General features: G+C 70.0%; 20 protein-coding genes. 17 read left to right on the forward strand and 3 right to left on the reverse strand.

The genetic code is table 11. The features are described 5' to 3' along the window. Positions 1-143: 143 nt before the first annotated feature. The 3 genes from secY to map are packed head-to-tail and all read left to right on the forward strand — an operon-like array spanning position 144 to position 2,892. A complete protein-coding gene (gene secY / locus HQQ79_RS05100) occupies positions 144-1,466 on the forward strand; it encodes a preprotein translocase subunit SecY (protein WP_027466722.1) in 1,323 nt (440 codons plus the stop codon). Further along, complete coding sequence (locus HQQ79_RS05105) at positions 1,463-2,053, forward strand: adenylate kinase (RefSeq protein ID WP_173032759.1); 591 nt, start codon at positions 1,463-1,465, stop codon at positions 2,051-2,053. Before secY ends, HQQ79_RS05105 begins: the two co-directional genes overlap by 4 nt. A gap of 8 nt (positions 2,054-2,061) precedes the next feature. After that, the gene (map, locus tag HQQ79_RS05110) at positions 2,062-2,892 is read left to right on the forward strand and encodes a type I methionyl aminopeptidase (RefSeq protein ID WP_173033125.1); all 831 of its coding nucleotides are present in this window, start codon (positions 2,062-2,064) and stop codon (positions 2,890-2,892) included. A gap of 160 nt (positions 2,893-3,052) precedes the next feature. Here map and HQQ79_RS05115 read toward each other — a convergent pair whose 3' ends face one another. Further along, complete coding sequence (locus HQQ79_RS05115) at positions 3,053-4,330, reverse strand: LCP family protein (protein WP_083404231.1); 1,278 nt, start codon at positions 4,328-4,330, stop codon at positions 3,053-3,055. 294 nt (positions 4,331-4,624) lie between these two features. Between HQQ79_RS05115 and infA the strand changes: the two genes are divergently transcribed. The 13 genes from infA to glmM all read left to right on the forward strand — a co-directional run bounded on the left by infA (position 4,625) and on the right by glmM (position 16,684). Then, the gene (gene infA / locus HQQ79_RS05120; protein ID WP_017885509.1) at positions 4,625-4,846 is read left to right on the forward strand and encodes a translation initiation factor IF-1; all 222 of its coding nucleotides are present in this window, start codon (positions 4,625-4,627) and stop codon (positions 4,844-4,846) included. A 70-nt stretch (positions 4,847-4,916) separates the two neighbouring features. Beyond that, positions 4,917-5,033 (forward strand): 50S ribosomal protein L36, encoded by a 117-nt coding sequence (gene rpmJ / locus HQQ79_RS05125; RefSeq protein WP_022903266.1) that lies wholly within the window; start codon positions 4,917-4,919, stop codon positions 5,031-5,033. A gap of 183 nt (positions 5,034-5,216) precedes the next feature. After that, positions 5,217-5,591 (forward strand): 30S ribosomal protein S13, encoded by a 375-nt coding sequence (gene rpsM, locus HQQ79_RS05130; protein WP_017885508.1) that lies wholly within the window; start codon positions 5,217-5,219, stop codon positions 5,589-5,591. Positions 5,592-5,600: 9 nt separating this feature from the next. Next, entirely contained in the window at positions 5,601-5,999 is a 399-nt protein-coding gene (gene rpsK, locus HQQ79_RS05135) for a 30S ribosomal protein S11 (RefSeq protein ID WP_017885507.1), read from the forward strand. 205 nt (positions 6,000-6,204) lie between these two features. Next, complete coding sequence (locus tag HQQ79_RS05140) at positions 6,205-7,200, forward strand: DNA-directed RNA polymerase subunit alpha (RefSeq protein WP_017885506.1); 996 nt, start codon at positions 6,205-6,207, stop codon at positions 7,198-7,200. Positions 7,201-7,263: 63 nt separating this feature from the next. Continuing rightward, complete coding sequence (gene rplQ / locus HQQ79_RS05145) at positions 7,264-7,842, forward strand: 50S ribosomal protein L17 (protein ID WP_071245471.1); 579 nt, start codon at positions 7,264-7,266, stop codon at positions 7,840-7,842. Between the two features lie 140 nt (positions 7,843-7,982). Next, entirely contained in the window at positions 7,983-9,101 is a 1,119-nt protein-coding gene (locus tag HQQ79_RS05150) for an FUSC family protein (RefSeq protein WP_173032760.1), read from the forward strand. A 76-nt stretch (positions 9,102-9,177) separates the two neighbouring features. Beyond that, on the forward strand, positions 9,178-10,086 hold the full coding sequence (gene truA, locus HQQ79_RS05155; protein WP_081827412.1) for a tRNA pseudouridine(38-40) synthase TruA: 909 nt from the start codon (positions 9,178-9,180) through the stop codon (positions 10,084-10,086). Beyond that, complete coding sequence (locus HQQ79_RS05160; RefSeq protein WP_035809251.1) at positions 10,083-10,826, forward strand: MBL fold metallo-hydrolase; 744 nt, start codon at positions 10,083-10,085, stop codon at positions 10,824-10,826. Before truA ends, HQQ79_RS05160 begins: the two co-directional genes overlap by 4 nt. A gap of 85 nt (positions 10,827-10,911) precedes the next feature. Next, a complete protein-coding gene (locus HQQ79_RS05165; RefSeq protein WP_216852169.1) occupies positions 10,912-13,989 on the forward strand; it encodes an ExeM/NucH family extracellular endonuclease in 3,078 nt (1,025 codons plus the stop codon). Positions 13,990-14,319: 330 nt separating this feature from the next. Then, positions 14,320-14,766, forward strand: coding sequence for a 50S ribosomal protein L13 (gene rplM, locus HQQ79_RS05170; protein WP_027466717.1), 447 nt, complete (start codon positions 14,320-14,322; stop codon positions 14,764-14,766). Between the two features lie 36 nt (positions 14,767-14,802). Next, a complete protein-coding gene (gene rpsI / locus HQQ79_RS05175) occupies positions 14,803-15,288 on the forward strand; it encodes a 30S ribosomal protein S9 (protein ID WP_027466716.1) in 486 nt (161 codons plus the stop codon). A 22-nt stretch (positions 15,289-15,310) separates the two neighbouring features. Next, the gene (glmM, locus tag HQQ79_RS05180; protein WP_071245465.1) at positions 15,311-16,684 is read left to right on the forward strand and encodes a phosphoglucosamine mutase; all 1,374 of its coding nucleotides are present in this window, start codon (positions 15,311-15,313) and stop codon (positions 16,682-16,684) included. Positions 16,685-16,783: 99 nt separating this feature from the next. Here the strand turns inward: glmM and coaA are convergent, their stop codons facing one another. Next, complete coding sequence (coaA, locus tag HQQ79_RS05185; RefSeq protein ID WP_027466714.1) at positions 16,784-17,728, reverse strand: type I pantothenate kinase; 945 nt, start codon at positions 17,726-17,728, stop codon at positions 16,784-16,786. 105 nt (positions 17,729-17,833) lie between these two features. Then, complete coding sequence (locus HQQ79_RS05190; RefSeq protein ID WP_071245463.1) at positions 17,834-18,319, reverse strand: glutathione peroxidase; 486 nt, start codon at positions 18,317-18,319, stop codon at positions 17,834-17,836. Positions 18,320-18,389: 70 nt separating this feature from the next. Here HQQ79_RS05190 and glmS point away from each other — a divergent pair, with 70 nt between their 5' ends. Further along, positions 18,390-20,237, forward strand: a complete 1,848-nt coding sequence (gene glmS / locus HQQ79_RS05195) for a glutamine--fructose-6-phosphate transaminase (isomerizing) (RefSeq protein ID WP_071245461.1) — start codon at positions 18,390-18,392, stop codon at positions 20,235-20,237.

Here is a 20,237-nt window from a genome sequence, read left to right on the forward strand (position 1 = left end):
CGTCGGCGGCCCGTGCGTTTGCGCACGGGCCGCCGTTACGGTTTCCTTGACAGTGGCCGGCATCCGTCGGCCAGGTCGGCCCTGCCGACCGAAACCGGTCCGGCCGCGATCGACGGCCCCGGTCCCACAAGTTCGGAGTCATCGTGTTCAGAGCGGTCGCGCGCATCATGCGCACCCCTGATCTTCGCAAGAAGATCGGCTTCACCCTCGCGATCATCGCGCTGTTCCGTCTCGGGTCGTACATCCCGGCACCGTTCGTCGACTACGCCGCCGTGCAGAGCTGTCTCGCCAGCGCGTCGTCCTCCGGCGGTCTCTACGACCTCATCAACCTCTTCTCCGGCGGCGCGCTGCTGAAGCTCTCGGTCTTCGCGCTCGGCATCATGCCGTACATCACGTCGTCGATCATCGTGCAGCTCCTGCGTGTGGTCATCCCGCACTTCGACACCCTCTACAAGGAGGGCCAGTCGGGCCAGGCGAAGCTGACGCAGTACACGCGCTACCTCACGATCGCACTCGGTGTCCTGCAGTCCACGACGCTGATCACGGTCGCTCGCTCCGGCGCCCTGTTCGGCACCAACGCCTCCGCGTCCTGCACCTCGATCATCTCGAACGACAGCTGGTACGCCATCATGCTGATGGTCGTCACGCTGACCGCCGGCACCGGCCTCATCATGTGGATGGGCGAGCTCGTCACCGAGCGCGGCATCGGCAACGGCATGTCGCTCCTGATCTTCACGTCGATCGCGGCGCAGTTCCCGTCGGCGCTCTGGGCGATCGAGCAGTCGCAGTCGTTCGAGCTCTTCCTGTTCGTGATCCTGGTCGGACTCGTGATCATGATGGCCGTCGTGTTCGTCGAGCAGTCACAGCGGCGGATCCCCGTGCAGTACGCCAAGCGCATGGTCGGGCGGCGGACGTACGGCGGCAACAACACCTACATCCCGATCAAGGTCAACATGGCCGGCGTCGTGCCCGTCATCTTCGCCTCGTCGCTGCTGTACCTGCCGGCCCTGATCGCGCAGTTCAACCAGCCCTCGGACGGCTCCGAGCCGGCCGCGTGGGTGACCTGGATCCAGAACAACCTGACCTCGGGTGACAACTGGTTCTACATGGTCCTGTACTTCCTGCTCATCGTCGGGTTCACGTACTTCTACGTGGCGATCACCTTCAACCCCGAAGAGGTCGCCGACAACATGAAGAAGTACGGCGGGTTCATCCCGGGCATCCGTGCCGGTCGTCCGACCGCCGAGTACCTCGACTACGTCCTCACCCGGGTGACGCTGCCCGGCTCGCTCTACCTCGGTCTCATCGCGCTCATCCCGCTGGCAGCACTGGCGCTGTTCGGCGCGAACCAGAACTTCCCGTTCGGTGGCGCGAGCATCCTCATCATCGTGGGTGTCGGTCTCGAGACCGTGAAGCAGATCGACTCGCAGCTGCAGCAGCGTCACTACGAAGGGCTTCTCCGTTGAGCGCACGTCTCATCATCGTCGGACCTCCCGGAGCCGGGAAGGGCACCCAGGCCGGCCGCATCGCTGACTCCCTCGGGATCCCCGCGATCTCGACCGGGGACATCTTCCGCAAGAACGTGGCAGAGGGCACCCCACTCGGCGTGCAGGCGAAGGCGATCATGGACGCCGGCGACTACGTGCCGGACTCCCTGACGAACGAGCTCGTGAAGTCCCGGCTGCAGGAGCCCGACGCCGAGCACGGGTTCCTGCTGGACGGGTACCCGCGCACGGTCGGTCAGGTCGAGTACCTCGACGCGCTGCTCGCTGAGCAGGGCACCCCGATCGACGCCGTCGTGCAGCTCGTCGCCGACCAGGACGAGCTCGTCGGCCGCCTGCTCAAGCGTGCCGAGGACCAGGGTCGCAGCGACGACAACGAGGAGACGATCCGTCGCCGTCAGCAGGTGTACGCCGAGCAGACGGCGCCCATCGTGGCGGCGTACGGCGAGCGTGGCCTGGTGGTCGACGTCGACGGCCTCGGCGCGATCGACGAGGTCGGCGACCGCATCCAGACGGCACTGGCGGGCCGCGGGCTCTCCGCGACCGTCTGACCAGCGTGGTGCGGTTCAAGAAGCCCTCGATCTACAAGACCCCGGACGAGCTCCGGGCGATGGTCCGGTCGGGCCTGCTGACCGCCGAGGCGCTCGACGCCGTCCGTGCAGCGATCCGCCCGGGCATCACGACCGGCGAACTCGACGCGATCGCCGAGCGCACCATCCGTGAGGGCGGCGGGATCCCGAACTTCCAGCTCGTGCCCGGCTACCGCCACACGCTGTGCGTGTCCGTGAACGACGAGATCGTGCACGGGATCCCCGGTGAGCGCGTGCTCGCGCCCGGCGACATCGTGTCGGTGGACGCCGGCGCCGAGGTCGACGGCTGGAACGGCGACAGCGCGTTCACGACGGTCGTGCCCGGTGGCGACGCCACGGTCACCGCAGCGCGGCAGACGCTCTGCGACACGACCGAGCGGTCGCTCTGGCACGGCATCGCCGCGCTCGCCCACGCGAAGAACCTGCACGAGGTGGGCTCCGCGGTGGAAGACGCGATCGACGAGACCGGCGCGTGGGGCATCGTCGAGGACTACACCGGTCACGGCATCGGCCGGTCGATGCACGAGGACCCGCCGGTCTTCAACTACCGCGTCCGTGGCGTCGGCCCTGCCGTCAAGCCGGGGCTGGTGGTCGCCATCGAACCGATGGTCACGGCCGGCACGATCGACAGCTCGACGGACGACGACGACTGGACCGTCCGCACGCTCGACGGCTCCGACGCCGCCCACTGGGAGCACAGCGTCGCGGTGCACGCGGCTGGGATCTGGGTGCTCACGGCCGCCGACGGCGGCGCTCGGGGCCTGGCCCCGCTGGGTGTGACGCCCGTCCCGATCCCGTAGGACGGGCCTCCAGTCCGGATCCGGTGCCGACGACCGGCGCACCTGCGCGACGCGCGCATCTGCGCGACGCGACGGCCGGGAGGCCCGGCTGACGTCCGACGCGTCGCCCACCTCGCGCGGACCCGCCCGACCAGTGCCGGACGGACCCCGTGGCGACGGGTCAGTTGCCGACGGAGCAGGTCTCCTCGGAGGCGCTCTGCCCGGTGATCGACGAGGGCAGCGGCGTCGCCGACGCGGTCGGCGTCCGAGTGGCGGTCGCGCTCGGCGTCGCTGACGGCGTGCCGGCGGTCGACGGGGTCCCGGACGAACCCGTGGTGCCGGACGACCCGGTGCCGGTCGAGGTCCCGCCGCCCGACGGCGACTCCTCGGACGCGCGACCGGTGCTCGAGTCGCTCAGCGAGGACCGGACGTCGTTCTGCAGCGCCACGTTCAGGGTGTGGGCCGTCTCCTGGTCGACGATCACCCGGGCGCTGTCGTCGGGGTCGTCGGCCACCGGGTACTGCACGAAGAGCATGTTGGCCGTGCTCATCCCCCGCAGCGCCGCGGCGAGCTTGACCAGGGTGCCGGTCTGGGCCAGGCCGTCGGACAGCGTCATGTTGGACAGGGCGGCACCGGCCAGCTTGTAGAGCGTGATCGGGTTCGAGAGCGTGCCGTCCGAGGTGACCTTGCGGAGGAGCGCCGACAGGAACACCTGCTGCGAGCTGATGCGGGCGAGGTCGCTGCCGTCGCCGACCCCGTGGCGGGTGCGCAGGAAGGCGAGGGCGTCCGAGCCCTCGAGGGAGTGCGAGCCCGTCGTGAGGTGCAGGCCGGTGAACGTGTCGTCGATCGGCTCGGCGACGCACACGTCCACGCCGCCGAGGGCGTTCGACATCTCGATCACGCCGTCGAAGGTGATGAGCCCGGCGTAGGGGATGCTCAGGCCGGTCAGGTTCTCGACCGTGTCCACGACGCAGGAGACACCGCCGTTGCCGAGCGCGGTGTTGAACATCGCCGAGGTGGACGCGGGGTAGGTCGTGCCGGTCGCGGGGTTGGTGCAGGCCGGGATCGGGACCATCAGGTCACGGGGGAAGCTGACCGCGGTGAGCTGCTGGTGGTCCGCCGAGATGTGGATGAGCATCGTGACGTCGTTGCGGGCGCCCTCGACGTCCTCGTCGGAGTCGAACTGGCCGACCCGGGTGTCGCTGCCGATGAGCAGGATGTTCGCCCCGCCCTTGATCGCCGAGATGTCCGCGGTCTTGGCGGTGTTCTGGTCGTCGGTGCTCAGTGCGACGGTCTGCGGGGCGGTGGCGAGCTGCGCCCCGGCGATCGCGGCGACGCTGGTGCCGCTGACGAGCAGGACGGCGACGGTGGCCGCGACGACGGTGACGAGCGTGCCCCAACCCCGACGACGGGCCTGCTTGCCGTGGCTGGCGAAGGGGCGTCGGGTGGCGTCGGGCACGTGTTCTCCGTTCGGTGGTCCGGCGCGAACTGCTGGTGCGGCGGACGTGGCTGCGGAGCCAAACTACGGTTCGCGCGCTGGTGCGCGCCCTGAGCGCGCCGTCAAACCACTGTGGAACGCTCAGCCACGGTTCCGGAAGCCCCAGACGTGGGGTGTTCCGCGTCCGCACTTGGCAATTGCGGGTTTACCACATAAGATCGATCTTTGGTGTGTCATGCCCTCTCGGGTGTGGCGACCGACCCGCAGACCGGTTCGGGGATCACACCTGTTCCACAACCAAGCGACAGTGAGGCTATGGCCAAGAAAGACGGCGTCATCGAGATCGAAGGCTCGGTGCTCGAAGCTCTGCCCAACGCGATGTTCCGCGTTGAGCTGACGAACGGACACAAGGTCCTCGCGCACATCTCCGGGAAGATGCGCCAGCACTACATCCGCATCCTCCCCGAGGACCGCGTGATCGTGGAGCTGAGCCCGTACGACCTGACCCGCGGCCGGATCGTCTACCGCTACAAGTGATCCGCGAGCTGGAAAGGAACGGCACGGCAATCCTGCCGAGCACGAAGCCAGCGAGCACGAGGAAAGAACCATGAAGGTCAACCCCAGCGTCAAGCCCATCTGCGAACACTGCCGTGTGATTCGCCGCAAGGGCCGCGTCATGGTGATCTGCAAGAGCAACCCGCGTCACAAGCAGCGCCAGGGCTAGTCCCGGGCGCGTGACCGGCACCGGTGTCCCTCGGACACCAGGCTGCTCGAGCACGACCCACAACTGAAGATCGACAACGCAGTACCAGAACCCGGTCGCACGACGGCTGGGGGACACCTCGGGGCGGAGGCCCGAGCACCGGTACTGCGCCACACCTCCATCGACAACAGGAGCAGCCATCACATGGCACGTCTAGCAGGCGTCGACATCCCGCGCGAGAAGCGCGTGGAGATCGCACTCACGTACATCTACGGCGTCGGCCGTACCCGCGCCGTCCAGGCACTGACGGAGACCGGTATCTCCGGTGACATCCGCGTCAAGGACCTGACCGACGACCAGCTCGTCGCCCTCCGTGACTTCATCGAGGGCAACTTCAAGGTCGAGGGTGACCTCCGCCGTGAGGTCGCCGCCGACATCCGCCGCAAGGTCGAGATCGGCAGCTACGAGGGTCTCCGCCACCGTCGTGGTCTCCCGGTGCGCGGTCAGCGCACCAAGACCAACGCTCGTACCCGCAAGGGCCCGAAGCGCACCGTGGCAGGCAAGAAGAAGGCTCGATAGGAGACCCCGATGGCTACCCCCAAGACTGCCGCGCGCAAGCCGCGCCGCAAGGAGAAGAAGAACGTCGCTGTGGGCCAGGCCCACATCAAGAGCACGTTCAACAACACGATCGTCAGCATCACCGACCCGTCGGGCGCCGTCCTCAGCTGGGCGTCCTCGGGTGCCGTGGGCTTCAAGGGTTCGCGCAAGTCGACGCCGTTCGCGGCGCAGCTCGCCGCCGAGTCCGCTGCACGTCAGGCGCAGGAGCACGGCGTCAAGAAGGTCGACGTCTTCGTGAAGGGCCCGGGTTCGGGTCGCGAGACCGCGATCCGCTCCCTCCAGGCCGCTGGCCTCGAGGTCGGCTCGATCAACGACGTCACGCCGCAGGCGCACAACGGGTGCCGCCCGCCCAAGCGCCGTCGCGTCTGACGCGAGGAGCAACCGGCCGCGCCCTGCTCGTCCCCTGACCGGATCCGTTCCGGCGAGGGCGGGCAGGGCCCGCGGCCATTCCTGGTCGTTCGATCGCGCACGTGTGTGCGCGTGATCACAACTCAACAGACCCGTCGGGGCCCATGCGGCCCCGTCGTACCGCCAAGTGTCATATAGCGGACACTTCGCCGAAAGGAATCCCACAGTGCTCATTGCACAGCGCCCCACCCTGACCGAGGAGCCGATCTCCGAGCACCGCTCGCGCTTCGTCATCGAGCCGCTCGAGCCGGGCTTCGGTTACACCCTCGGCAACTCGCTGCGCCGCACGCTCCTCTCCTCGATCCCCGGCGCGGCTGTCACCAGCATCCGCATCGACGGCGTCCTCCACGAGTTCAGCACCGTTCCCGGTGTCAAGGAAGACGTCACCGAGATCATCCTCAACATCAAGAGCCTGGTCGTCTCCAGCGAGCACGACGAGCCCATCACGGCGTACCTGCGCAAGCAGGGTGCCGGTCAGGTCACCGCAGCGGACATCTCCGCTCCGGCCGGCGTCGAGATCCACAACCCGGAACTCGTCATCGCGACCCTGAACGACACCGCGCGCTTCGAGCTCGAGCTCACGATCGAGCGTGGCCGTGGCTACGTCTCGGCGACGCAGAACCGTTCCGAGTTCAGCGAAGCCGGTCAGATCCCGATCGACTCGATCTACTCGCCGGTCCTCAAGGTCACCTACCGCGTCGAGGCGACGCGTGCCGGTGAGCGCACGGACTTCGACCGTCTGGTCGTCGACGTCGAGGCGAAGCCGGCCATCACGCCGCGCGACGCCATCGCGTCGGCTGGTCGCACGCTGGTCGAGCTGTTCGGGCTCGCTCGCGAGCTCAACACGGCGGCCGAGGGCATCGAGATCGGCCCCGCGCCGGTCGACGCCGTGCTCTCGAACGAACTGCAGACCCCGATCGAGGACCTCGACCTGTCGGTCCGCAGCTACAACTGCCTGAAGCGGGAGGGCATCAACACGGTGTCCGAGCTCGTCGCCCTGTCGGAGACGCAGCTCATGAACATCCGCAACTTCGGTCAGAAGTCGGTGGACGAGGTCAAGGACAAGCTCACCGAGCTCGGCCTGTCCCTCAAGGACACCGTCCCCGGATTCGACGGCGCCCACTTCTACAGCGGGTACGACGAGGACGAGTCCAACAACTGACCTCGCGCTCACGCGCAAGCGCGCTGACACCGCGCGCACCACTTTCACCACTGGAGAACTGACATGCCGAAGCCCACCAAGGGCCCCCGCCTCGGTGGCGGTCCCGCCCACGAGCGCCTGCTCCTGAGCAACCTCGCCAACGCCCTCTTCACGCACGGTCGCATCACGACCACCGAGACGAAGGCCAAGCGCCTCCGTCCGGTCGCCGAGCGTCTCATCACGTTCGCGAAGCGCGGCGACCTGCACGCGCGTCGTCGTGTGATCAGCATCCTGCGCGACAAGTCCGTCGTGCACACGCTGTTCACCGAGATCGCTCCCCAGGTCGAGGACCGCCAGGGCGGTTACACCCGCATCACGAAGCTCGGCTTCCGCAAGGGCGACAACGCCCCGCTGGCGTCGATCGAGCTCGTCCTCGAGCCCGTCTCGAGCACGCCCGCTCCGGTCAAGCGCAACTCGGCTCCGGCCGCTGCTGCCGCCCCGGTCGACGAGCCCGCCGCTGACGAGACCACCGAGGAGGCCCCGGTCGAGGAGACCGAGACCACCGAGGAGTCCGCACCGGTCGAGACCGAGTCCGAGACCGAGGCTGCTGCCGAGGTCGAGGCCGACGCCGCCGAGAAGTCGGACGACGCCGACACCAAGTAGTCCGGTGCCCTCCGGGGCGCTGCACCACCACGAGGAAGCCCCCGCGACCCAGGTCGCGGGGGCTTCCTCGCGTTCGAGGCTGGTCACGGGCACGGACGGCTCGGCGTAACGTCCCCGGCCGGGTGCGAGGGAAGGAAGTCATGGCGTTCCAGCACGTTGCGGGTCTGGGGACGAGGGTCTGGCGGTGGAGCCGGACCTCGGGCACGCAGCCGCGCCTGCTGCACGCCGGCAAGGCCGCCGCCGCTGCGGTGATCGCCTGGTTCGTGGCGCAGCACATCCCGGGCGTCGCGGCCGAGTACCCGTACTACGCACCGCTCGGCGCCGTCGTCGCGATGCAGACCACGGTGTTCGCGGGCATCCGGAGTGGCGTGCAGACCCTGGTCGGGATCGCGCTCGGCATCCTCATCGCCGCGTTCACGATGTGGGTCGGCGACCCCGGCTTCCTCGCGATCGCGCTCGCGGTCGGCGTCGGGGTGCTGGTCGGCGGGTTCCGCGTGCTGGGGGAGGGCAGCTCGTGGGTGTCCACCGCGGCGCTCTTCGTCCTGCTCGTCGGCGGCGCGCACGCCGAGGGCTACTCGCTCGGGTACCTCGTGCAGATGGCCGTGGGGGTCGTCGTCGGCCTGCTGGTCAACTTCCTGGTGTTCCCGCCGCTGCACTTCTGGGACGCCGAACACCGCATCGATGCGGTGAACGGCGTGCTGGCGGACCACCTCGACGGGCTGGCAGCCGTGCTCGAGGAGGGCAAGCGCGACGAGAAGGCGTGGGACCACCAGCAGGACCGCCTCGACCGCGCGATCGCGGACGTGCGGTCGCGGGTGGCGATCGCGCACGAGAGCCGCCGGCTCAACCCCCGTGGTGCACTACGCGGGTCGCGAGCGCGGCTCCAGAAGGACGGCGGACGCTTCCGGGCCCTGGAGCGGGTCGCCTGGTACACGACCGACCTCACCGAGCTCGTGGCACGCTCCGGCCCGGTGTCCGAGGGCGTCGGGCGTCCCGACCCGGCGTTCGCCACCCCGATCGCCGAGGCCCTGCGGAAGATCGCCAGCACGATCCGCGGGGACTCCCCGGAGGACCAGGCCGAAGAAGCCATCGCTCGACTCGTGGCAGCGCTCGACGCCTCGCGTGAGAACCCCTCCCACGTCGCGGTCACCTCGGCCGCGCTCGTCGCCCTGCGCGGGATCGTCGAGTCCGAGCGACGCGCCACCGACGACCTCGACACCCGGACGGGTCCGTCGGCGTTCGGTCGTCCGCGGGGCTGAGCGGGCGCGGGCGGTCGCCGTCCGGCAGATCCAGCGCGGGCCGGGAGGCACGGATCACCCCCGGTACGGTGGTCACGTGGACGAGACGGTCGGCTTCCAGGACCCCGACAGCACGGGCGACGTGCGGCTGCGGTTGGACATCGCCTACGACGGGGCGGCGTTCTCCGGGTGGGCCCGGCAGCCGGGGCTCCGGACCGTGCAGGGCGCGCTCGAGACCGCACTCGCCACCGTCTTCACCCGCTGGGGCGAACCGCCGCTGCTCACCGTCGCCGGACGCACCGACGCCGGGGTGCACGCCACGGGGCAGGTCGCACACCTGGACCTGTCGGCGGAGCAGTGGGCAGCGCTCACCGCCAAGCGCGGGACGGGCCGCTCACCGCTCGACGGGCTGCTCAAGCGGGTCAACGGCATCGCGGCACCCGAGGGGGACGTCGTCGTCACCGGTGCCTCGGTGGCGCCCGCCGGGTTCGACGCGCGGTTCTCCCCGCTCTGGCGCCGGTACGAGTACCGGATCGCGGACGCGGACGCCCCGCGCGATCCACGTCGTCGTGGGCACACGGTCTGGCACGCGGCGCGGCTCGATCCGGCAGCGATGGAGCGCGGTGCGCTGACGTTGCTCGGGCTGCACGACTTCGCGACGTTCTGCAAGCCGCGCGAGGGGGCGACGACCATCCGGACGTTACAGCAGTTCCGCTGGGACCGCGAGCCGGACGGTGTGCTGGTGGCGCGCCTCCAGGCTGACGCCTTCTGCCACTCGATGGTGCGGGCGATGGTCGGCGCGACCATCGCCGTGGGCGAGGGCCGTTTCGGCCCGGACCGCCTCGAGGAACTGCGCGTCGCCGAGGAGCGCACGAGCGCCTTCAAGACGGCGCCGGCGAAGGGACTGACGCTGACCGAGGTGGGGTACCCGGCGGACGCGGAGCTCGCGGAGCGGGCGGAGCAGACCCGGGCCCGACGGTCGGTGGACGGTACCGTCGAGGGATGAGCCCGCGCGAACCCCGTTCCGTCGTGTCCGTCGCCCCCGGAGTCGTCTTCGTCGAGGGCCCGGTGTCCAACTGGGTGGTGCTGGCGGAGGAGGACGGCGTCGCGCTGATCGACGCCGGGTACCCGGCCGACACCGACCTCGTGCTCGACACCGTGCGCGCCGCCGGACACGACCCCGCCGACCTGCGTCGCGTCTACGTGACGCACGGACACGTCGACCACGTCGGCGGCATCCCCGGGATCCTCGAGCGGCACCCCGACGTCGAGGTGCTCGCCCACGCCGACGAGCTCGCCAACGTGCGCGGACCGGAACGGCAGCAGGTCACGCCGGCGGAGATCGGCGGCCGGCTCGCCAGCCCCCGCGTGCTCGCCTGGCTGGCGCGGGCCATCCGATCCGACGCCCTGCGACCCACCACCGTGCCGTCCGCTCGCGCGTTCACCGGTGCGGACTTCGCAGGTCGGGCGATCTCGCCGTTCCCGGCCGTCGGCCACACCGACGGCTCGACCGCGTACCTGCTGCCCGCGGCGGATGCGATCGTCACCGGCGACGCGGTCGTCAGCCGACACGACACCCAGCCGGGGTCGTGGGCCCCGCGCCCGCGGATGATCACACCGTTCTTCACCGCCGACCAGGACCGCGCGCTCGAGTCGGCACGGGCGCTGCCGTTCCCGGCCCTCGTGCTGCCGGGACACGGACCGGCCGTCCGACGGGTGGGCGGGACCTGGATGCCGATCGGCTGATGCCGCGCGATCGGCTGATGTTGCCGAACGCAATCATTTACCTCGACGCAACCTGAATGTCCCCGCAGGTCGGTAGCGTGCGGGCATGGCCAACACCCTCGGGCGCACTCTGCTGTGCGCCACGGCGGCCGCGACGCTCCTCGCGGCCCCACTCGTCACCGTCACCGCAGCGACCGCGAACCCCGAGGGGACCGGCCTCGTCATCGAGGAGGCCTACCTGAAGGCGGGGAGCAGGGGCGCGTTCTACAACGAGAAGTTCGTCGAGATCGGCAACCCGACCGACGCCGCCGTGTCGCTCGACGGGTGGTCGTTGCAGTACCGGTCCGCCACGGGCACCGGCACGTTCTCGGCCAGTGCGCTCCAGGGCACCGTGCCGGCGAAGGGCACCTTCCTGGTGTCGATGGCGGGCAACGGCGGGGCCAGCCCGGCTGGCGAGGACCTGCCCGCAGCCGACGACACCGCGACGCTCAACCCGTCGGGCACCACCGGCACGCTCGTGCTGTCCGACGCCACCGCACCCCTGGCGCTCGCCGCCGGACCCGTCGCCACCGGCGCCGACGGCGTGGTCGACCTGCTCGGCTACGGCGCTTCGAACACGTTCGAGTCGACCGTGCGCACCGTGACCGGAGACAACTCCGTGCCGAACGGCCTGGTCCGCCAGGGCACCACGGACACCGACGTCAACGGTGCGGACTTCTCGGTCACGACCACGCTCACCCCGCGGAACGCCGCGGGCGAGACGACGGCACCGACCGAGCCCACGGAACCGACCGACCCGGGTGACGGCGGGACCCCCACGCCCGGCACCCCCGCCGAGACGGTGACCATCGCCCAGCTGCAGGGCACCACGGACACCTCGCCGTACGCCGGCAAGAACGTCACGACCGACGGCGTCGTCACCGCGGTCTACGGCACCGGCGGCTTCAACGGCTACACGATCCAGACCCCGGGCACCGGCGGCGCGATCGACCTCGGCGCACACACCGCGTCCGACGCCGTGTTCGTCTTCTCGTCCGCCACCGCCGGGCTGGTGCACGAGGGCGACCACGTGCGGGTCACCGGCGCCGTGTCCGAGTACTTCGGCCTGACCGAGCTCACGGTGTCCGGGGCCTCGTCGCTGCAGCAGCTCGACGACAGCGTCGCGGCACCGCAGCCGGCCGCGATCGCGTTCCCGTCGTCCGACGTCCAGCGCGAGTCGCTCGAGAGCATGCTCGTCGCTCCTCAGGGGGCGTACACGGTCGCCGACAACTACACGACGAACCAGTACGGCGAGGTCGTGCTCGCCAGCGGCACGAAGCGTCTGATCCAGCCGACCGAGGTCGGCCGCCCGGGCAGCGCCGCGGCGAAGGCCGTCGAGGCCGACAACGCGGCGCGCAAGGTCACGCTCGACGACGGTGCGAGCACCAACTTCCTGACCCAGGCGAACCAGGGCATCCCGGTGTCGTGGCTCACCCAGGGCCCGGTCACCGTCGGGGCCGCCGCCACCTTCACCGAGCCGGTCGTCCTGGACTACCGCAACAACGGGTGGAAGTTCCAGCCGACCGCGCCGATCACGGGTGCGACCCCGGCCGCCGAGCTGCCTGCGTCGTTCTCGAAGGTGCGCCAGCCGGCACCGCAGGACGTCGGCGGTGACCTGAAGCTCGCCGGCTTCAACGTCCTCAACTACTTCCCGACCACGGGCGACGAGCTCACCGGCTGCAAGTACTACACGGACCGTGCCGGGGACCCCGTCACGGTGAACTCGGGCTGCGACGCCCGCGGTGCCGCCGAGCAGGAGGACTTCCTGCGTCAGCAGGTCAAGATCGTCAAGGCGATCAACGGCCTGGACGCCGACGTCGTCTCGCTCGAGGAGATCGAGAACTCCGTCCGCTTCGGTCAGGACCGTGACGCCGCCGTGGCCACCCTGGTCGATGCGCTCAACGCCGCCACCGGCCAGGACACCTGGGCCTACGCGAAGTCCCCGGCTGTCGTGCCTGCGAGCGAGGACGTCATCCGCCTCGCCCTGATCTACAAGAAGGACCGCGTCGAGCCCGTCGGCGAGTCGACGATCCTGCTCGACGACGCGTTCACGAACGCCCGCCAGCCCGTCGCGGACGCGTTCCGCCCGGTCGGCGGCACCGCGGACGACGACTTCCTGGTGATCGCGAACCACTTCAAGTCCAAGGGCTCCGGCACCGGCGAGAACGCCGACCAGGGCGACGGGCAGGGTGCGTCGAACGCCGACCGCGTCGAGCAGGCGAAGGCCCTGGTGACGTTCTCCACCGACATGCAGGAGCAGTACGGCACCGACAAGGTGTTCATGCTCGGCGACTTCAACGCCTACAGCAAGGAGGACCCGGTGGTGGTCCTCGACGAGGCCGGATACACCGACCTCGGCCCGGCGCTCGACAGCAGCGAGTACTCGTACGTGTTCTCCGGCCTGAGCGGCTCGCTCGACCACGTGTTCGCGTCGGAGGCCGCGCTCGAGACGGTCACCGGCGTGGACATCTGGAACATCAACTCGGTCGAGTCGGTGGGTCTGGAGTACAGCCGTTACAACTACAACGCCACGAACCTGTACAACGACGACGTGTACCGGGCGAGCGACCACGACCCGATCCTGGTCGGGTTCGACCTCGACGCCGCGGGCGCCGACCCGGGCACGGACCCGACGCCGGTGCCGGTGCCGACGCCGACCCCGACCCCGACGCCGGTGCCGACCCCGGTGCCGCCGGTCGACGGGATCACCCCGCCGGTTGCTCCGGTGGCGCCGTCGGAGTCGCTGCTGACGGAGGCGAACCGTGGTGGGGTGTCGGCTCCGGCGTCGGCTCGTGCGGGGGAGACGATCACGGTGACGGTCGGCACGCAGTCCGCGGGGCAGAGCGTCAACGTGTGGTTGTTCTCGGAGCCGACGTTGATCGGGACCGCGGTGGTGGCTGCTGACGGGACGGTTCGGGTGACGATCCCGTCGGACACGGTGGCTGGTGTGCACCGGTTGGCGGTGACGGCTGCGGACGGGTCATTGATCGGGTGGACCCCGATCACGATCACCACGGACGGGCAGCTCGCGTTCACGGGTGCCGCGGGGCTCGGTGCCGGTGCGTTGGTGGCGTTCCTGCTGCTCGCGGCGGGTGCGGGTGTGCTGGTCGTGCGTCGCCGACGTCGGGCGGTGGCTGCGGAGTAGTCCCCACGCCCCACGGGGGCACTTCGTGAGCAGGAGTGGTCGGGTTCGCACAGCGGACCCGACCGTTTCTGCTCACCATGCGCGGTGGGCGCGACCGCGCGACGGACGGGAGGCGCGGTGCGGGGCCGCCCCGCGCCTCCAGGCCGGCAGCGGGACGCGTTTGACCGACGTACCCCGCGTCGGCTAGGCTCTCACCTTGGTCTGTGCGCCCCGCGCGCGGACAGTCAGATGAGCCCTCCAACCGAGGTGTTCCCCGTGCTTCTGCTCGCGGAACTCCCGACCGGAGTGGGATTCACGGACTCCTCACCTCGACACGAAAGCAGCACTCCTGTGACTCGCACGTTTTCACCGAAGCCGGCAGACGTCCAGCACGACTGGATCGTCATCGACGCCACCGACGTCGTCCTCGGCCGTCTCGCCACCCACGCCGCGGCGCTCCTGCGCGGCAAGCACAAGGCCACCTTCGCCCAGCACATGGACATGGGTGACTTCGTCATCATCGTGAACGCCGACAAGGTCGCCCTGACCGGTTCGAAGCTCGCGAAGAAGGTCTACTACCGTCACTCGGGTTACCCGGGCGGCCTGACGGCGACCTCCTACCCGGAGATGCTCGAGAAGCACCCCACCCGCGCCGTCGAGAAGGCGATCCGCGGCATGCTGCCGAAGAACACCCTCGGCCGCGAGCAGCTCAAGAAGCTGAAGGTCTACGCCGGCGCGGAGCACCCGCACGCCGCGCAGCAGCCCAAGCCGTACATCTTCGACCAGGTCGCACAGTAGTTCCGGCCACGACGACTTCAAGGACACAGAAAACTCATGGCTCAGATCGCTGATTCCCTCGACCAGACCCCGGAGAGCTTCACCACGGAGAGCGCACCCGCCGCTGCCGAGGCTGCTCCCCGTCAGATCCTCAACGTCTCCGGCGGTGCCGTCGGGCGCCGCAAGGAGGCCATCGCGCGCGTCCGGCTCGTCCCGGGCTCCGGCACGTTCGTCGTGAACGGCCGCACGCTCGAGGACTACTTCCCGAACAAGCTGCACCAGCAGCTCATCAACGACCCCTTCAAGGTGCTCGAGCTCCTCGGCTCGTACGACGTCGTCGCCCGCATCACCGGTGGCGGCCCCTCGGGTCAGGCCGGCGCGCTCCGCCTCGCCATCGCCCGCACCCTGAACGAGATCGACCGCGAGAACAACCGCGCGACCCTCAAGAAGGCCGGCTTCCTCACCCGTGACGCCCGCGTCATCGAGCGCAAGAAGGCCGGTCTCAAGAAGGCCCGCAAGGCGTCGCAGTTCTCGAAGCGCTAGTCGTCACCGGCTGAAGATCGCCATGCCGCGTCTGTTCGGTACCGACGGGGTTCGTGGTCTCGCCAACGGCGAGCTGACGGCCGCGCTCGCACTGGGTCTTGCCCAGGCGAGCGCGGCCGTCCTCACACACGGACACCATGCCGACGCCCGCCGGGCGTCGGGTCGACCGCGCCCGCGCGCGGTCCTCGCGCGTGACCCGCGCGTCTCCGGCGAGTTCCTCGGTGCCGCCGTCGCGGCCGGGCTCGCCTCGGCCGGCGTCGACGTGCTCGACGCCGGGGTCATCCCCACCCCCGCCGCGGCGTTCCTCGTCGCGGACATCGACGCCGACTTCGGCGTGATGATCTCCGCATCGCACAACCCCGCTCCCGACAACGGGATCAAGTTCTTCGCCACGGGTGGCCGCAAGCTGCCGGACGAGGTCGAGGACCGCATCGAAGCGGCCATGCACGACCACTCCGCACCCACCCCCACCGGCATCGACGTCGGGCGCATCTCGCGGTTCGCCGACGCCGAGGACCGCTACGTGGTGCACCTGCTCGGCACGTTGCCGCACCGGCTCGACGGCATCCACGTGGTGCTCGACTGCGCCAACGGTGCCGCCGCCGGTGTCTCGCCCGAGGTCTTCGTCAACGCGGGGGCCCGTGTGACGCTCATCGGCGCCGATCCCGACGGCTGGAACATCAACGACGGCGTCGGTTCGACGCACATCGACAACCTCGCCCGCGCGGTGCTCGAGCACGGTGCCGACGTCGGCATCGCGCACGACGGTGACGCGGACCGTTGCCTGGCGGTCGACGCCGCGGGCAACGCGATCGACGGTGACCAGATCATGGCGATCCTCGCGCTGTCCCTGCAGGAGCGCGGCCGCCTGAAGGACGACACCCTCGTCGCGACGGTCATGTCGAACCTCGGGCTGAAGCGCGCCATGGCCGACGCGGGCATCACCGTGATCGAGGCCGGAGTGGGCGACCGCTACGTGCTCGAGAAGATGACCGAGGGCGACTACTCCATCGGTGGCGAGCAGTCCGGCCACATCATCTTCAACGAGTTCGCCACCACGGGCGACGGCATCCTGACCGGGCTGCACCTGGTGGCCGAGATGGCGCGGACGGGGAAGTCGCTGCAGGAGCTCGCGTCGTGCATGACCGTGTTCCCGCAGGTGCTGCTCAACGTGCGGGGCGTCGATCGTCACGGGCTCGCCGACCAGGGCGTGCAGGACGCCATCGCCGCCGCGAGCGAGGCGCTCGGGGACAGCGGCCGTGTGCTGCTCCGTCCGTCGGGCACCGAGCCGGTCGTGCGCGTCATGGTCGAGGCTGCCTCGCAGGACGATGCCCAGCGCATCGCCGAGGAGCTCGCCGCCGTCGTGCAGGACCGCCTGGCGCTCGACGCCGCGTAGGGGTTCCCTCCGCAAGACACCGGTGTTCGCCGGTTGAACACGCGCAGACCGCGGTTCAGCTCGGGAACACCGGTGTTTTGCGCTGCCCGCCGCCTGCGCTTAGATCTTGCGGAGCAGGACCGAGTTCACCTTGTGGTTCGCGCCCTTCTTCAACACCAGGGTGGCGCGGGAGCGCGTGGGCAGCACGTTCTCGATCAGGTTCGGCTCGTTGATCGCCCGCCAGACCTCGGTCGCCGTCCGTACCGCGTCCTCACGCGAGAGCGAGGCGAACCGGTGGAAGAACGAGTCGGGGCTCGAGAACGCCTCTTCCTGCAGCGCGAGGAACCGGTCGACGTACCAGGACTCGATGTCCTTCGTCTTCGCGTCCACGTAGATCGTGAAGTCGAACAGGTCGGACAGCGCGAGCCGCCCGTGCACCGGGGGCGCCAGCACGTTGAGGCCCTCGACGATGAGCACGTCGGGCTGCCGGACGACGATCTCGGCATCGGGCACGATGTCGTAGACCAGGTGCGAGTAGTACGGCGCGCGGACCTCGGTCGCCCCGCTCTTCACCTGGCTCACGAAGCGCAGCAGGGAGCGGCGGTCGTACGACTCCGGGAAGCCCTTCCGGTCCATGATCCCGCGTCGCTCCAGCTCGGCGTTCGGGTACAGGAAGCCGTCGGTCGTCACGAGCTCGACCCGAGGGGTGTCCGGCCAGCGCTTCGTCAGCTCCCGCAGCAGACGGGCGACCGTGGACTTGCCGACCGCGACGGAGCCCGCGACGCCGATGACGAACGGCGTGCGTCCGGCGCGCTCCCCGAGGAACCGGCTCGTCTCGGCGTGCAGGTTGCGCGCACCGGCGGCGTAGAGCGTGAGCAGGCGGGACAGGGGCAGGTAGACCTCCTGCACCTCCTGCATGTCCAGCCGGTCGCCGAGACCGCGCAGCTGCACGATCTCGGTCTCGGTGAGCGACAGGTGCTCCTTCGGGGCGAGCTGGGACCACTCGTCACGCGGGATCTCCACGAACGGGGTCGGGTGCGCGACGGCGGTCTCCGAGAACGGCATGGGATCGAGCGTACAGACGGGAGGCCCGGGGCACGTGAGCCGACCGGCTCACGTGCCCCGGGCCTCCCGTCCAGTGCTCGGTGCGCGCCCGCAGGACGCGACGCGTCAGGCGGGCAGGGCCGCCTCGATGGCGGCGACGACCTCGGGGGCGTCCGGCTTCGTGGTGGGACGGAAGCGCGTGACGGTGCCGTCGGGGGCGACGAGGAACTTCTCGAAGTTCCACGCGACCCGGCCGGCCTTGCCGTCGGCGTCCGGGGTCTCCTTGAGGGCCTGGTAGAGCGGGTGCGCGCTCTTGCCGTTGACCTTGACCTTCTCGGACATCGGGAACGTCACACCCCACGTGGTGGAGCAGTACTCGTCGATCGCCTCGGACGAGCCGAGTTCCTGCAGGAACTGGTTGCTCGGGAAGCCCAGCACCGTGAACCCGCGGGGGCCGTACTGCTTCTGCAGGGCCTCGAGCTGCTCGTACTGCGGGGCGAGGCCGCACCGGGAGGCGACGTTCACGACCAGTACGGCCTTGTCGGCGTATGCGCCGAACGTGGTGTCCTCGCCGTGCAGCGTGGTGATGGCGATGTCGTCGAAGCGTCCCATGGCCGAAACGTTATCCCCACCCCCGGGACTTCGCAGGGTGGGCGTCCAGGCAGACCGTAGGATCGGTTCCATGTGTGGAATCGTCGGCTACGTCGGCAGCAACAGCAGCCAGGACGTCCTCCTCGGTGGCCTCCGTCGCCTCGAGTACCGCGGCTACGACTCGGCGGGCATCGCCGTCGTCGACCCAGCCGGAGACCTCGTGTCGGCCAAGAAGGCCGGCAAGCTCCAGGCCCTGGTCGACGAGCTCGAGTCGTCGCCGATCCCGGACGGCGCGACCGGCATCGGGCACACCCGCTGGGCGACCCACGGTGGCCCGACCGACGGCAACGCCCACCCGCACCTGGCCGACGGCGACAAGCTCGCCCTCATCCACAACGGCATCATCGAGAACTTCTCCGAGCTCCGCGCCGAACTGCAGGCCGAGGGCATCGAGTTCCGCAGCGAGACCGACTCCGAGGTCGCCGCGCACCTGGTCGGACGCGCCTTCCGCGAGACCGGTGACCTGACGGCCGCCATGCAGCAGGCCGTGCAGCGACTCGAGGGGGCCTTCACGCTCCTCGTCGTGCACGCCGACCAGCCCGGCGTCGTCGTCGGTGCCCGTCGCAACTCGCCCCTGGTGGTCGGGCTCGGTGACGGCGAGAACTTCATGGGCTCGGACGTCGCCGCGTTCGTCGCCTACACGCAGCGCGCGCTGTCGATCGGGCAGGACGAGATCGCCACGATCCGCCCCGACGGCGTCGACGTCATCCACTTCGACGGCACCCCGGCCACGCCGAGCGAGTTCGAGGTCAACTGGGACGCCTCAGCCGCCGACAAGGGCGGCTGGAGCTCGTTCATGGCGAAGGAGATCAGCGAGGAGCCCGAGGCCGTCGCGAAGACGATCCTCGGTCGCGTCCACGACGGCGCCGTCACCCTGACCGACCTCGACCCGATCGCCGACCGCCTGGCGACCGTCGACCGCGTCATCGTGATCGCCTGCGGCACCGCCGCCTACGCCGGCATCCTCGGCAAGTACGCCATCGAGCAGTGGGCGCGTGTGCCGGTCGAGGTCGAGCTCGCGCACGAGTTCCGGTACCGCGACCCGGTGCTGAACGAGCGCACCCTGGTCGTCTCGATCAGCCAGTCCGGCGAGACCATGGACACGCTGATGGCCGTCAAGTACGCCCGCGAGCAGGGCGCGCAGGTCCTGTCGATCTGCAACACCCAGGGCGCCACGATCCCGCGTGAGTCCGACGCCGTGATCTACACGCACGCCGGACCCGAGGTCGCCGTGGCGTCGACCAAGGCCTTCATCGCCCAGGGCGTCGCGCTCTACCTGCTCGGGCTGCACCTGGCGACGCTGCGCGGCACGCTCACCACCGAGCAGATCGCCGAGCAGGTCGCCGAGCTCGAGGGGCTCGCGCCGAAGCTGCAGCAGACCATCGAGGACGCCGCCGGCATCAAGGACCTGGCCCGCTGGATGGCGGACACCCGGAGCGTGCTGTTCCTCGGTCGCCACGTCGGCTACCCGATCGCACTCGAGGGCGCCCTCAAGCTCAAGGAGCTCGCGTACATCCACGCCGAGGGCTTCGCCGCCGGTGAGCTCAAGCACGGCCCGATCGCGCTGATCGAGCCGGGCCAGATCGTCTTCGTCATCGTGCCGTCGCCGCGCGACCCCCGATCGCTGCACCCGAAGGTCGTCTCGAACATCCAGGAGATCCGCGCCCGCGGCGCCCGGGTGATCGCGATCGCCGAAGAAGGCGACGCCGCGGTGCTGCCCTTCGCCGACGAGGTCCTGCGGATCCCGCTCGCGACCCCGCTGTTCGAGCCGCTGCTCGCCGTGGCACCGCTGCACATGTTCGGCATGGAGCTCGCCGCCGCCAAGGGCCTCGACGTCGACCAGCCACGCAACCTCGCGAAGTCGGTCACCGTCGAGTAG

This window comes from Curtobacterium sp. VKM Ac-2852 (assembly GCF_013205045.1).
Lineage (GTDB): Bacteria > Actinomycetota > Actinomycetes > Actinomycetales > Microbacteriaceae > Curtobacterium > Curtobacterium flaccumfaciens.

What these genes read in the sequence shown, in the direction of transcription:
- rpsI (WP_027466716.1), top strand. Translation starts at nt 14,803, where the DNA reads ATGGCTCAGATCGCTGATTCCCTCGACCAGACCCCGGAGAGCTTCACC.
- HQQ79_RS05160 (WP_035809251.1), top strand. Translation starts at nt 10,083, where the DNA reads ATGAGCCCGCGCGAACCCCGTTCCGTCGTGTCCGTCGCCCCCGGAGTC.
- HQQ79_RS05150 (WP_173032760.1), top strand. Translation starts at nt 7,983, where the DNA reads ATGGCGTTCCAGCACGTTGCGGGTCTGGGGACGAGGGTCTGGCGGTGG.
- rpmJ (WP_022903266.1), top strand. Translation starts at nt 4,917, where the DNA reads ATGAAGGTCAACCCCAGCGTCAAGCCCATCTGCGAACACTGCCGTGTG.
- HQQ79_RS05190 (WP_071245463.1), bottom strand. Translation starts at nt 18,319, where the DNA reads ATGGGACGCTTCGACGACATCGCCATCACCACGCTGCACGGCGAGGAC.
- HQQ79_RS05165 (WP_216852169.1), top strand. Translation starts at nt 10,912, where the DNA reads ATGGCCAACACCCTCGGGCGCACTCTGCTGTGCGCCACGGCGGCCGCG.
- rplQ (WP_071245471.1), top strand. Translation starts at nt 7,264, where the DNA reads ATGCCGAAGCCCACCAAGGGCCCCCGCCTCGGTGGCGGTCCCGCCCAC.
- rpsM (WP_017885508.1), top strand. Translation starts at nt 5,217, where the DNA reads ATGGCACGTCTAGCAGGCGTCGACATCCCGCGCGAGAAGCGCGTGGAG.
- glmS (WP_071245461.1), top strand. Translation starts at nt 18,390, where the DNA reads ATGTGTGGAATCGTCGGCTACGTCGGCAGCAACAGCAGCCAGGACGTC.
- infA (WP_017885509.1), top strand. Translation starts at nt 4,625, where the DNA reads ATGGCCAAGAAAGACGGCGTCATCGAGATCGAAGGCTCGGTGCTCGAA.
- glmM (WP_071245465.1), top strand. Translation starts at nt 15,311, where the DNA reads ATGCCGCGTCTGTTCGGTACCGACGGGGTTCGTGGTCTCGCCAACGGC.
- rpsK (WP_017885507.1), top strand. Translation starts at nt 5,601, where the DNA reads ATGGCTACCCCCAAGACTGCCGCGCGCAAGCCGCGCCGCAAGGAGAAG.
- coaA (WP_027466714.1), bottom strand. Translation starts at nt 17,728, where the DNA reads ATGCCGTTCTCGGAGACCGCCGTCGCGCACCCGACCCCGTTCGTGGAG.